The organism is Shewanella sp. SM29 (assembly GCF_025654245.1).
In the GTDB taxonomy this organism is placed as follows: Bacteria; Pseudomonadota; Gammaproteobacteria; order Enterobacterales; family Shewanellaceae; genus Shewanella; species Shewanella oncorhynchi.
This window is the reverse complement of record NZ_JAKKRN010000032.1, coordinates 17669-30358: the sequence shown is the minus strand read 5'-3', so window position 1 is coordinate 30358 and position 12690 is coordinate 17669. Positions and strand designations below refer to the sequence as shown.

The following is a 12690-nucleotide window of genomic DNA, read 5'->3' as shown; positions in this document are numbered from 1 at the left end:
AAAGGCTTTAGTATGAATTTAATTCATCTAGCATGAGAAAGCATCATTTCAGCTTAAGTTTTGCGAGGATTATCATGCCGCCATTGAGATTTATGGATGTTAAAAAATGCAACGCCCAGTAGTTATTGGTTTGATTTTATTGATAGTAGGTAACCTATTCAGTGCCTTCTATGATGTATCGATCAAGTGGTTACCGGACGATGCGAGTGCCTCGACTTTCCTCCTTGTCAGGCAAATCTCTTCAGTATTTATGTTGTTGCCAGTGTGGCTGTATTCGCAGCGTCCGATGACGACACATATCTCAGTTCACCTTTGGCGTGCCAACATTGGCTCAGTTGGCGCGCTTTTTTTAATTATTGGCTTAATGGCATTACCGCTCGCGACAGTTAGCTCATTGTTTTACTCCGCACCGCTAATGATTATTTTGATGGGGTATTTCTTCCTGAGCGAGAGGATCACCGCTGCTCAGACAATCTGTACTGGCTTAGGTTTTGTCGGCATCTTGATTATCCTGCGACCGAGTGAGATGAACTGGTACGGCATTGCTGTGCTGTTTTCTGCTTTTACCTTTGCAGTGAATCAGTTAGCACTTAAAAAAGTACCCCATGCTGAGCATCCCGTGCTAACGCTAATGCTATATAACTTGCTGGGTATTCCGGCAACGTTAGTGATTGCAGCGTTTCAGGGGATTGAGGGTTTGAGTTGGGAGCTTGTGGGCGTGGCCTTGCTGAGCAACGCATTTTTATTGGTTTATCACTGGTTTTGTGTGTTGGCTTACCGCAAGGCCCAGGCGAGTGATATCGCGATTGCGGAATACACAGGCTTGTTGTTTATTGTCTTTTTAGGCTGGTTGTTGTTCGATGAATGGTTGGATAACTTAAGTTGGCTCGGTGCCGCCTTAATCGTATTGCCTTCGTTGTTTTTACCTTGGCTAGGATCGCTCCTATCAAAATCGGCACCTAAGATAGCAGATACACTCACGGGAAAATAACCGCGAGGGTTAAAGCCTAAGTGGGCGAGTTAGCTCACCACTTAGGCTCAAGTTTTAAATAGGTAAACTGCAAAATTACTTAGCATACTCAAATACTTTCACCACTTTACGCACGCCAGCAGTATTACGGGCGATATCAACAGCTAAGTCTGCTTGTGAGCGATGAATAACCCCCAGCAGGAAGACTTCACCATTTTCAGTGATGACTTTAATGCGAGTCACATCCAAATCTTTTTCGTTCAGCATGCGGCCCTTCACTTTGGTTGTAACCCAAGTGTCATTGCTGCGGGTGGTGAAAGAGGTTGGATTGCCAATGCGGATTTGATTATGTATTTTGCCGCCGAGCTTAAGATCTTGTACGACCTTGATGGCTTTATCCCTTAACGTAGAGTTAGGGGCTTGGCCTATCATAAGTACATTGCCATTGACGGATACACCTGTGATATTCGTTTGTTTTTTAAGATCTTCTTGCTCTAGCAGTGCGCTGGTGATCTTAAAATCGGTATTGGTATCATCAAGCTGAGTCTTAACAGTACGTTCGTCGTTGGCCATCATAGCGCCACTGACTGCGCCCACCATAACGGCACCGGCGCAGCCTTGAAGCAGCAAGCAAACCATTAACAGCGGGGCAGCGTGTCTCATTGCTGCTCGTCCTGTGGGAAGAGGGTGCGGTCAATATTGTCACACAGGCAATGGATCACCAGTAGGTGCACTTCTTGGATACGTGCAGTGACATTTGAAGGTACGCGGATTTCCACATCGTTCACGCTCAGTAGGCCAGCCATAGCGCCGCCATCTTTACCTGTTAGCGCTACGATAGTCATGTCGCGGCTTAATGCGGCTTCAATGGCTTTAATCACGTTACCTGAGTTACCACTGGTCGAGATTGCTAGCAGAATGTCGCCCGGTTGACCTAAGGCAAAAATCTGTTTTGAGAAAATCTCATCATAGCTATAGTCGTTGGCGATAGCTGTGATGGTTGAAGTATCGGTAGACAGAGCGATGGCTGGTAAGGGTGGACGCTCAATCTCGTAGCGGTTTAGCAGTTCTGCTGAGAAATGTTGCGCATCACCAGCACTGCCGCCGTTACCGCAAGCAAGGATTTTATTGCCACCCAAAAGACAGTGCACCATCATCTCGGCCGCTTTGGCGATGGATTCTGGCAGTGCTTCGGCTGCATCGATTTTTGTCTGGATAGATTCAGTAAAGCTGTCTTTAATGCGTTCTAACATGGATAAATCCTTTCAGGATAAAGTGTTGCTATCATGCCATATTTCCACAAGCGTGTTGAGGCACAGACGTTAAAATAATTTGTGTAGTCACTCTTTCACTATTGGCGCTTAAAAGGCATCGACCAGCCAATGAATTTGATCGGCTTCCATGGCGATGACATCGAAACGACAGGGCACATCGAGTCTATTGAGTTGTAAATAGTGGCTAGCCGCTTTGCGAATTCGCGAAATCTGCGCGCTGCTTAAGGCCTGTAATGCGCCGCCATATTGATTTGCCGAACGATACTTCACTTCGACAAATACCCAATGGTTTTTATGGCGCATGATTAAATCAATTTCCCCAAACGGATAGCGGACATTACGTTCGACAAAAGTTAAGCCTTGTTGTTCAAGGTAACGTTGGGCGTGCGATTCTGCCTGCTGTCCGAGTGTCATAACTGGCGGAAGCTACCTCTTTCATAACGTCCCCAGCTTAATTGGCGGTTGACTATGCCATCTGGACTGACAGATAAAGCACCACTGCGACCATTGAATTGATAACCCGTGAATGAGCGCATTTGCGCCAAACGGCCGATCAAATCCATTGCATCATAACCCATAACAAACAAACGTTTCTGACTGTTATTCCAGCCCGAAAATAGTGTGTTGACCATCAGATTTTCTTCGCCGTTTTGCATTAGCCAAGGTGCGTCGCTTAGGGTCAGGTTATTTAAATCCTGCGCCGTTTGTGTGCTTTCATTTTCAACTCGGCTGCGGCTTGAGGTATATAAAGGCACAGGTTGTGTGAAAACGCTAAAGTTGACGTCGATAAAGGCCTTGAGCAGGGTTAGATCCTGTGGCGTTGAAATCATATAAATGGCATCAATATCTTGGCGTGAACGGAAGTCGGCTTGTACTGAATTGCCTAACAGCTCTTTAATACGGGCGATCCGCTCTTGGCTATCGCGCACGCCAAGGGCATCTTGTACTGTGGTGCGCATTTTATCACCGCCATCGAAGTAGTGAACTTCGACAGGGTTATCGCTCTTTTTTTTCCATGCTTGAATAAAGCTTTCGGCCATGCGTTTGCCAAGGGCATCGTTACTGGCGAGCAGTAACGGCATAGTTACGCCATCTTGATATAAATGCTCCGCCGCATCGGCCGCCTCTTGTGCGGGAGATAATGCAAAGTAGAACCTATTCGGATCGGGGGTGAACTTATCAACTTGATTTAAGAATAGTTGTGGTACAGGCGCAGCAGGTGCTGTTGCTGTATTGGCCGTTTTGTCTGGGTTAGCAGTATTAGTCACCGTATTAGTGACGGCTGTGTTTGCCGCATTGATCACTTGCAGTTGTTCAATTTCAGTAGGCAATAATGGGCCAATAATAAATTCGGCTCCCGCAGTTAGCGCCTGTTGGTAAGCGCTGGCAGCATCGTTTGCCGTGTCATAAAAGTTGACTGCGACTTGGTCATTTTGCTTGGCCATGTAACTGGCTAATATGCCTTGGCGAATTGCATTGGCAGCGTTAGCTCTTGAGCCTGTCAGCGGCAACAGCACAGCAATGTTTTTTGGCGTAAATGGCTTAGCGTTTAAGGCTCTGTCAAGATCGGCGGGCAGCTTAGCCGCTGCAGGATGATAAGGATTTTGTTTTTGCCATTCGCCTAAGTAGCGAACTAACTGTGTCGGATCGACAGCATAATGCTTCGCGATATAAGCCAATTGCAACCAACCCGTAAACACAGGAGTCTTAGCATCTTTGGTAAAGGCTTTTAAGGTTTGTTCGTGCATTGGCTGCAGAACTTGCCAAATCGCGTTATTCACCTCGTTGGCTTGGGCGGGGGGCAAGTAAGTCGTCAGTAAACTCAGTTCACGCACTTGCTCAATAGGTTGTTTATTCAATTGATATAAATGTGCCTTGAATTGGTGATAGGCCGTCATCTGCCAGCTTGGCAAACTCCAATTGCTTGGATAATTGAGAACTTTAAGTGCATCACTATAGGTGGACGTGTGTTCAAGCACGCGCGCGGTCAAGTATTTATGTTCGGCCAGAAATGTTGGGCTCTGATTCAAGCTTGGCTGTATCGATTTTAGTAGCTTCTGCGCCGCTGCGTAGTCGTTGGCATTGATATAGGCATGGGCTGCGAGCAGCAGATTAGTATCGCGCTGCTGCGGATCTTTGCTATTGGCGGCTTGTGCCAAATACACATTGGCCGACAAAGGTGCAGATGCTAAAGAGGTGGCCACTGTGGGTGCAGTTCCGGTCGAGGTGGGCGTTGAAGTGCCACAACCCGCCAAGATTACCGATAAAATGGCCACGGAAACGAACTTAGTTGTATTCAGGCTTTTTAACACTGGGCTTCACTCTGGTAAGATGCAGCCTCTAGTTTAACCTTCTCTCGCGCTTGACGAAAGTCTTGGCACTGTCATTACAGAGGTATATATGGACCAAAGCGTCGCACTCTACATAGTTCCTACTCCCATAGGTAATTTGGGCGATATGAGCTCACGGGCAATAGAGGTGCTGAATCAGGTTTCATTGATCGCCTGTGAAGATACTCGCCACAGCGGTAAGTTATTGAGCCACTTTGGTATTACTACAAAAACTACGGCGCTGCATGATCATAACGAGCGTGCTCGTGCCCAGTGGATTGTCGATCAGCTTGCAGCTGGGCTGTCGATTGCATTAATTTCAGATGCGGGTACCCCGTTGATTTCCGATCCGGGTTATCACTTGGTCTCCCATGTGCGCCAATCTGGGTTTAATGTGATCCCTTTGCCCGGCCCTTGCGCGGCAATTACCGCCCTGAGCGCCTCGGGTTTGCCATCGGACCGTTTTTCTTTCGAAGGTTTTCTGCCCTCTAAAGAAAAAGCCCGCGCTGATAAGTTATTAGCATTGAAAGAAGATCCGCGCACGCTGATATTTTATGAATCACCCCACCGCATTGAGCACAGTCTAACGACTATGGTTGAAGTGCTTGGTGGCGAACGCCACGTCGTCATGGCGCGTGAAGTGACCAAAACCTTCGAAACTTTTTTATCTGGCCCTGTCTCAGAGGTGCTTGCCACCGTAAGTACTGACCCGAATCAGCAGAAGGGTGAAATCGTGCTTATGGTGCATGGCTACCATTTGAGTGATGACGAAGCGATTCCCACCGTCGCTATTAATACGCTCAAACTCTTATGTGAAGAATTACCATTGAAGAAAGCCGCAGCAATTGCCGCGCAAATTCATGGACTTAAAAAGAACGCTCTGTACAAATACGGCCTAGAGTCTGATTTATAAGCGCTAAAACGGTTACGAGCGGATTATCTGTGGTGCATCAGGGTGGCTTAGGCTATAATCCGCGCCGAGTTGGCCAGACAGTCGCCGCGTTCGCAAGAACGGGGAGGAAAGTCCGGGCTCCAAAGAGCGGGGTGCCAGGTAACGCCTGGGCGGTGCGAACCGACGACAAGTGCAACAGAGAGTAGACCGCCTGCCTGATTTATCAGGTCGGTAAGGGTGAAAGGGTGCGGTAAGAGCGCACCGTGCGGCTAGCAATAGTTCGTAGCAAGGTAAACTCCACCCGGAGCAAGACCAAATAGGGTTCCGTATGGCGTGGCTCGCGTTGGAACCGGGTAGGTCGCTTGAGCCTGTGAGCGATTGCAGGCCTAGATGAATGACTGTCCAAGACAGGACCCGGCTTATCGGCCAACTCACCTCATTCAACAAAAAGCCCGTTTGTCGTAATGACAAACGGGCTTTTTGTTTTTTAATTTATACGGTAATGATAAATTTTATTTGATTAACTCATTAAAAAAATAAGAGTTATCTCGTTCTCCCGGCCCTTCAGTCTATCGCTTATTTAGCTTTCAGTTTAGCCGCCATTACAGCCATTTCTCGCCTTTCTTCGTCGCAGGTAAAAATTACTCAATGCAGGTAACATCTACCGTTAACTGGGAGGGTTAATAGAAATAAAGTAGTTATAACTTATTGTTTTTATGCGTTTATATTGTTTGGTATAGCCATTGCATTGGTTTGTACGCAAAGTGCAGCATCTTGTTGCATTGCACAGTGTTCACCAAGGAGGCTTTCTATGGCCAGTTCAAAAAGCGTAGCAGAACAAACTAACAGTAAAGATAGCGGTGCTTTAAATTCACCCACAACAGCGAAAGCAACTGAAGTGACGCACCATGCCGTTGATGCAGTGGCAGAGAAAGCCGCAGTTGCAGAAGACACTTTGCGTAAAACGGCAGCTAGCTCACAGGAAACTCTGGCGCTCAAGCAGGAGGAAATCAAATTACAACTGCAAAGTTCTTATAGCAAAACCCGTGAGTTGGCAGCGCAAAATCCATTGGCCACAGCTGGGATTGCCTTTGCCGCTGGTGTGGTATTAACGGCTTTATTGCGCCGTCGCTAAGGTGGATTTATGCAAAACCGTGCAAGGTCAGAGGCGCCAGAACAAAGGCCCGTCCAGCATAGTGCGCAAACCGCCAAAACTGGGCAGACAGCATCAGCTGCTGCCCAGCATAAAGTTATTGACCAGGCAATGGAGCAACTGGCTGAAATAGCTGTTCTTAGCAGTTCAGTGAAGCAAGCCTATCTCGAGCAGTTGAAGTTGGCTGGGGAAATAGCAACGGCAGAATGGCGGTTAACAGGGCGTAGCCTGATTATTGCTGCGGCTTTAGTCGTCTGTTTTGGTACTGGCATTACGTTATTCTGGGGCAGTATTTTATTGCTGTTGGGCTATATGCTGTTTCAATTGAGCGGTTCGTTATTGGCCACTGTGATCGCTTTGGTGGTGCTACAGTTTGTTTTATTGCTTTGGTGTTGGCGTAGTCTTGGCTATGTGCTGTCACAAACTGGCTTTTCGAAGACTTGGCAGCAATTACAGCTTTTGCTCTCGACTCGAGAGTCGGAATATCAAAAATAGGAGGTGCGAGTATGCTAATTCAACAGTTACTTAAAAAACAGCAGTTGAAGCTGACTGTACTGACGGAACAAGGCCAGTTGCAGCATGATTTATTACTGATGAGGAAACGACAATTAGCGCAAAGCGGTCGTGATTTTATAGGATCGACGCCAGGTTTAATCGTCAGTTTTAGCCTTGGCTGCCTGTTTCAAATGCGCCACAACAGCACTGTAAAACTACTGCGTAGCACCTTTGGTTTGCGTTGGATTACCAAACTCATCGCTTGAGAATGATGTAAATGCTGTGGTTTTTACCTTAATGATTTCCATTGGTGCGGGTATGGGGTTCACTGCTATTAGTTGTCGTCAATGCCGCTACAATCATGCCTCGAGTCAGTAAGTGTAAGTATTTTGCTTGTTGTATAGGGCAAGGTGTGGGACTGGCGATAAGTTGTTGAATTTGGCTTAAATAAAGAGCTGCTATGCTATGGGCTAATGTGTAGCTTGGAATAATAAATTCGTCAGTGTTGAAGGTGTTGATCAATTTATTTTCGATATGTTGCACAAGTTTAGTTTGTAATTGTTTAGTTGCTGCATCGAGGTCGCTACCTAGTCTAAATGACATGGAACGGCGAAACATGCTGTTTCGGCTAAAAGTAATAAGCAGTTTTTCCAATGAGGGTGGTGTGTTGGTTGAAAGCCAGTCTTCGGTTGACTGAAGATCTGCGAATATATCTTCAAAAATATTTTGATGTAGTGCAATAAGAATATCCAACTTGCGTTTGAAGTAGCGATAAAACGTCGTGCGCCCGACATCGGCTTTGTGCGCAATATCTGCCACTGCAATATCACGATAATCTTGTTGTTTAAGCATTTCCTTGAAAACGTGGAGAACCTTGAGCATCGCTCGCGGGCTTTGTTTTATGCGCATGTGGGGCTTGGTGTGCATACTGGATTTTGCTCCAAATTCAATTCAGGCGTTTGATTATACATTAGCCTCAATGGCTCTTGTGTTGTGATTTTTGCTTAAGTGGAACAGATAGGCTCAGGTGTGCCATTTGAAACATTCGGGCGAGTTTGTGCCTGATGGTTAGGAATAATGGGCTTTATAGTGACGGTCATAGGGTTAACTGCAACGACAGTGTTTCCTAAAATATGAAATTGTCACTACCGATGGAGAATCTATGATGAGTGAAAATATTGAAGCGGCTCAAAGTGATCAAACAAATAATCCAATCAAGCACAAATTAAGAGTAGGTATTTTCCTTTATCCCGGCATGACGATGCTCGATGCCTATGGGCCACTACAGTTTTTAGCCTTTGTGCCATCATTTGAAACCTTCACTTTTGCGAAAACCAGCACGCTATTACCCTGTGATGCGGGCGTTAACTTACAGCCTAATTACGATTTCGATAATTGTCCGCCGATAGATATCCTTTTAGTGCCTGGGAGCGCAAATCCTTTGACGCAAATACAGGATGAGAAAGTCATTTCTTTCTTAAAACGCAAGGGGGAGCAAGCGCAATACATTACATCTGTATGCACTGGTGCCTTGATTCTTGCGGCAACAGGTTTACTTAATGGTTATCGCACGACCACTCACTGGGCTTATGCTTCAGTGTTGGCACAATATCCTCAAATTACCTTTGAAAATAAACGTATTGTGATTGACCGTAATAGGATCAGTGGCGGCGGTATTACTGCAGGGCTCGATTTTGCTTTGGCACTCATTGCCAATATAGAGGGTGAACAACAGGCTAAAACACTGCAGTTATTGTTTGAATATGATCCTAAACCTCCCTTTAATTGTGGTTCTCCCTTATTGGCAGACGCTTCTTTGGTACAGAGGGTTGAGCAGGAGGTTAGGCAGATAGCGTCAGGATTATTTTAGGCCACAAGGCGTCAAGGATTGTCTTAAAAAGTACATAGTTCATACGATTATTATGTACCTTAGGTTTAAAAACTGCTTTTCACTAGGAATCGCCATTCCCAGCTGTTTACTGACTCGCCGCCCGTATAAGGGAGTGAAAAATCAATATGGGCTACGTTGCCATAGCTGGATCGAGAGGAATAAATCCGCGCGCCTATGCCTATGCTACCCAGTGGACCGCTGACTTCGTTATTCTCGGCGAGTTGACCGCCGGAAGCTTGACCCAGATCGGCAAAGACTGCCCAGCCTAATTCAGCCAGTTGGTATAAGTTGATATTGGGGTAATTGCGAATCTCGGCGGTCAGTAACCACTGATTATCCCCTTGTTGGTATTCGTTTGGATAACCGCGCACGCCAGTTTCATCCCCTAATCCTTTTGTTAGATCCAGATAAGTGTTCTGTGAAAGGCTAGCCCAAGCTTTGCCATAAGCCGTCCACTTAGGATGAATTTGATAGAAGTATTCGGCTTGAACATCGACCTTATAAGTATCTTTTTGAGTGGTGCCGATAGTGCTTGTTCCCCCCATTTCTAACAGCCACAGTTGATCGTCAAACTTATACCCGCCAGTACTTTGCCAGTTAACGTGGTAGCCTAAGGGATTGTTATCACCTATATCATTGGTTTCTATGCCGAATTGTACATAGTGATGCCAACCTAAGTTAAAGTCTTCATTGTTGGTGATCAGGTGAACATTATTCAGTACGTGGAAATCATCTTCGATAAACTCGTACGCGACCCAAGGGTACATAAAGTCCCTGTCTTGAGGGAGCATGGACGTAGGATAGCGCTCAGAATGGGCAAACTCGTGCTTGTCTTGGGTGACACCAGTAATAAAGCGAGAAAGGTGCTGACTGTTTTTATTAATTAACCAGCCATATTGCAGATTGAGATAGTCGACTGTGTGTGTGAACTCATTCACCTCTTGCCCATTTTGTCTGAGGGTATCTGTACGGTTATCGTCTAAAAACTCCGCCGAATACATGGTACTCGTATTGAGGGAATAGAAGGGCTTACTCACATAAACGTGTTTAGCTTGGCCGTCGCTATTGTTGTAGAACTCAGCGGCAACTGTGCCGTGTTCAATAATGCTGAGCGGAGCTTCGAAAGCAAATTTATAGCCATTCCGGGATTCATTGGATTGATATTTAAGTCGAGTGCGGATCCCCGTTCCAAGCAAGTTGTCTTCTTTGAGCCCGAAGGAGTAACGGGTGTCGCCACCTGAACTACTCAAACTCGCTGTCGGTAATAATGACCAATTATCCCAGGTCTCCACCACCACGGACTCAACGGATGGATCGACATCGGCTTGGGGATCTTTTTCTGCGATATAAATTTTCGCATCGCGAATGTAAGGCATTGCCCGCAAAAGTCGTTGGGATTCGTCGAGATCTTTTTGTGTGACAGTATCATTTTCGCTGAAGGTTAGATTATCGAGAACCACATATTCTTTGGTATTGATATGCAGGGCGTTAGCCCAGCGGTGAATGAAAAAAGCATCGGGATCTGACTCATCAAAAATGGGGTTGTTGACCACCACAATCTTGCTGACTTTTTGTTTTGTTTGATCTTGGTTTGCGGGATCGGCGAGCTTAGCCTCTTCTGCTTGGGCAACTCTGATTAGGTTGCCAACACAACAAGATAGGATGCATGCATACTGAAAAAATTTCTGCATAAAAGGCCACTCCCATGAAATCGACGACTGCAGCGAAAACAATTTCACGTTGCAATTCACAATTTAATAACACATGGAAAACGAGTGTTAGTCAAGGAAACATTTTAATAAGTTTCTTATTTTACTTAAGGTTAGCTTAAGATTATCTTGAGGTAGCGGCTGGGCGTGGGCTCCAGCCGGATTAGCGATTGTTACAGTGTACGCCTAGGTGGGACAGCGACGTTAGCAAAGATGAGCCCCGCAATCAGCGACATAAAAATCAAAAAGATTTGCGAGCCTATGTGCGACTGATTGAGCATGGTCTCACCTGAGATCAGTGCATTGAGTCCGATATAGGTTTTACTGCCGGGGACTAAGATCACTATTCCCTGCAACAGGGCGATGGAGGCTGGCGCCTTCATCCAGCGGGCAAAGAGGTTAGAATAAATTCCTACTGCCAAGGCACCAAAGAAGATCCCCACCGAATCACCAAAATAATGTCCGCCGAGCATGGCTGAGAAAAACGCCACTATCCCAGCCAATACGCCCCAAGGCGAATCTTGCATCCGTGCTTTGAAGATAAAAACCAGCGCCATAGATAGAATCGGAACCGCCGACCATATCGCCCAGCGAGGTAAACCCTCTGGTTCAATATGAATCGCTTCGCCGAACATAGCTTTACCGATTGCCATGCCGAGCACTGCGCCAAAGTACAGCTTAAATAATTGCATGCTCGCATCCATGATGCGCGCCGTGCCAGAAATCAAATCCCGTGCGGCGAGTTCGGCTAAACCTAAGGTTAAGGCTAAGCCGGGAATAAAAATAATAATGGAGGAGAGGATCACTACTGGGATATTAATATTTGGATCGATACGCGCTATGCCACAGGCTGCGATGGCGCAAAGGATAGTGGCGAAGGGTTCGAGCACTTCGGCCATGCGGGCCGAGCGTTCGGCACGGTATACCAAGCCATAGACGAATAAGCCTAATAATCCTGACCAAAATACATCGTTCCAACCCGTGCCCATCAGCATAGCGAAAGCGGCGGCAGAAGTTCCAAAAGAAAAGCAAGTTAATACAGGGCCATAGGGGTTGGGTTTATTGGCGATTTCTTCTAAGCGATCTAAGGCCTCGGCCAAAGTGCGTTTACCTGAGGTTAACTCATCGACCAATTCATCGGTGCGGGCGAGTGAGCCTAAATCGAGTTCACCAGGCTTAACTCGAGCGACATGGTTATATTCTTGATCGGTATCATGTTGCAAAACGAAGGTCATCGACGTCGGAGAAATAAGGAAATAGCCTTCGATACCTAAGGTGCGAGCAACGGTTTGTAAGTGGGTTTCTAGACGATAAGCGGGTGTGCCAAACTTATGCAAGGCTTTGCCTAGCTTTATGATAAATCTGCGTTTTTCGATAAACTCGTCGTTATCCAATCGGGGTATTCACTGTATAAAAAGTTGTAGGGATTAACGCGCGCATATTAACCTATATTGTCTATAAAAGGTTAACGGCTTTTAACCTTAATACAAATAAATTGCTGATTTTTTGCAGCTCGGGCTATAGTCAGCTTTTTGATAAGGGGAAATATGCATGTCTTTGATGGTAACGGGTCTTTACGCTAGCCTCACAGGGCTATTAATTGTCGCTTTAGCTTATCGAGTAGTGAAATTAAGGCGAGGTCAGAAAATCGGCCTAGGCGATGGTGGTAACAGCACCTTAGCTTTGGCTAATCGAGTACATGTTAACCTGATCGAAAATGCGCCTATCGTATTGATTTTAATGCTGGTGGCCGAAGCGGGTGGCTTGCCTGCATTTTATTTACACTGTTTTGGGACTGTGTGGATAGTGGCGCGCTTACTTCATGCTATTGGCTTAACTCAAGGCCAAGGTGGTTACCATTTTGGTCGTTTTTGGGGCGTATTGCTCACTTGGCTAGTGATTATCAGTTTGGCGTTGGTGAATTTGTTGCATTTTGCTCAAGGTTTAGGAAAGGGTCTCTAGGCTCGCAGGTTTGG

14 protein-coding genes and 1 other RNA gene are annotated in these 12690 nt (G+C 46.2%); 8 read left to right on the top strand and 7 right to left on the bottom strand.

Going from position 1 to position 12690, the window contains the following annotated elements; genetic code table 11:
• Positions 1-106 precede the first annotated feature (106 nt).
• The gene (locus L5L77_RS18205) at positions 107-991 is read left to right on the top strand and encodes a DMT family transporter (RefSeq protein WP_131525400.1); all 885 of its coding nucleotides are present in this window, start codon (positions 107-109) and stop codon (positions 989-991) included.
• Between the two features lie 75 nt (positions 992-1066).
• Here the strand turns inward: L5L77_RS18205 and dolP are convergent, their stop codons facing one another.
• The 4 genes from dolP to L5L77_RS18185 all read right to left on the bottom strand — a co-directional run bounded on the left by dolP (position 1067) and on the right by L5L77_RS18185 (position 4556).
• Positions 1067-1633: a division/outer membrane stress-associated lipid-binding lipoprotein gene (dolP, locus tag L5L77_RS18200; RefSeq protein WP_105250526.1), complete on the bottom strand. Its 567-nt coding sequence runs from the start codon at positions 1631-1633 to the stop codon at positions 1067-1069.
• Positions 1630-2223 (bottom strand): phosphoheptose isomerase, encoded by a 594-nt coding sequence (locus L5L77_RS18195; RefSeq protein ID WP_105250525.1) that lies wholly within the window; start codon positions 2221-2223, stop codon positions 1630-1632. Before L5L77_RS18195 ends, dolP begins: the two co-directional genes overlap by 4 nt.
• 108 nt (positions 2224-2331) lie before the next feature.
• Entirely contained in the window at positions 2332-2658 is a 327-nt protein-coding gene (locus tag L5L77_RS18190; RefSeq protein WP_105250524.1) for a YraN family protein, read from the bottom strand.
• Positions 2655-4556 (bottom strand): penicillin-binding protein activator, encoded by a 1902-nt coding sequence (locus tag L5L77_RS18185; protein WP_263186315.1) that lies wholly within the window; start codon positions 4554-4556, stop codon positions 2655-2657. The genes L5L77_RS18190 and L5L77_RS18185 overlap by 4 nt, the downstream gene beginning before the upstream one ends.
• Before the next feature lie 88 nt (positions 4557-4644).
• Here L5L77_RS18185 and rsmI point away from each other — a divergent pair, with 88 nt between their 5' ends.
• The 5 genes from rsmI (at position 4645) to L5L77_RS18160 (ending at position 7380) form a co-directional block, all read left to right on the top strand.
• Positions 4645-5487: a 16S rRNA (cytidine(1402)-2'-O)-methyltransferase gene (gene rsmI / locus L5L77_RS18180; RefSeq protein WP_105250522.1), complete on the top strand. Its 843-nt coding sequence runs from the start codon at positions 4645-4647 to the stop codon at positions 5485-5487.
• A gap of 65 nt (positions 5488-5552) precedes the next feature.
• An RNA gene (gene rnpB / locus L5L77_RS18175) (RNase P RNA component class A) lies at positions 5553-5904 on the top strand.
• A gap of 373 nt (positions 5905-6277) precedes the next feature.
• Complete coding sequence (locus L5L77_RS18170) at positions 6278-6601, top strand: DUF883 C-terminal domain-containing protein (protein WP_113941447.1); 324 nt, start codon at positions 6278-6280, stop codon at positions 6599-6601.
• Positions 6602-6610: 9 nt separating this feature from the next.
• Positions 6611-7114 (top strand): hypothetical protein, encoded by a 504-nt coding sequence (locus L5L77_RS18165; protein ID WP_173248096.1) that lies wholly within the window; start codon positions 6611-6613, stop codon positions 7112-7114.
• 11 nt (positions 7115-7125) lie between these two features.
• A complete protein-coding gene (locus tag L5L77_RS18160) occupies positions 7126-7380 on the top strand; it encodes a hypothetical protein (RefSeq protein ID WP_173248094.1) in 255 nt (84 codons plus the stop codon).
• 28 nt (positions 7381-7408) lie between these two features.
• Here L5L77_RS18160 and L5L77_RS18155 read toward each other — a convergent pair whose 3' ends face one another.
• Positions 7409-8041 carry a TetR/AcrR family transcriptional regulator gene (locus L5L77_RS18155; protein WP_263186314.1) on the bottom strand — a complete coding sequence of 211 codons (633 nt, stop codon included), beginning with the start codon at positions 8039-8041 and terminating at the stop codon, positions 7409-7411.
• Positions 8042-8279: 238 nt separating this feature from the next.
• Here L5L77_RS18155 and L5L77_RS18150 point away from each other — a divergent pair, with 238 nt between their 5' ends.
• Complete coding sequence (locus L5L77_RS18150; protein WP_263186313.1) at positions 8280-8984, top strand: DJ-1/PfpI family protein; 705 nt, start codon at positions 8280-8282, stop codon at positions 8982-8984.
• Positions 8985-9049: 65 nt separating this feature from the next.
• Here the strand turns inward: L5L77_RS18150 and L5L77_RS18145 are convergent, their stop codons facing one another.
• Positions 9050-10696 carry a hypothetical protein gene (locus L5L77_RS18145; RefSeq protein ID WP_263186312.1) on the bottom strand — a complete coding sequence of 549 codons (1647 nt, stop codon included), beginning with the start codon at positions 10694-10696 and terminating at the stop codon, positions 9050-9052.
• Positions 10697-10887: 191 nt separating this feature from the next.
• Positions 10888-12108 (bottom strand): threonine/serine exporter ThrE family protein, encoded by a 1221-nt coding sequence (locus L5L77_RS18140; RefSeq protein ID WP_263186311.1) that lies wholly within the window; start codon positions 12106-12108, stop codon positions 10888-10890.
• Between the two features lie 157 nt (positions 12109-12265).
• Between L5L77_RS18140 and L5L77_RS18135 the strand changes: the two genes are divergently transcribed.
• Positions 12266-12676: an MAPEG family protein gene (locus L5L77_RS18135; RefSeq protein WP_113941441.1), complete on the top strand. Its 411-nt coding sequence runs from the start codon at positions 12266-12268 to the stop codon at positions 12674-12676.
• Positions 12677-12690 lie beyond the last annotated feature (14 nt).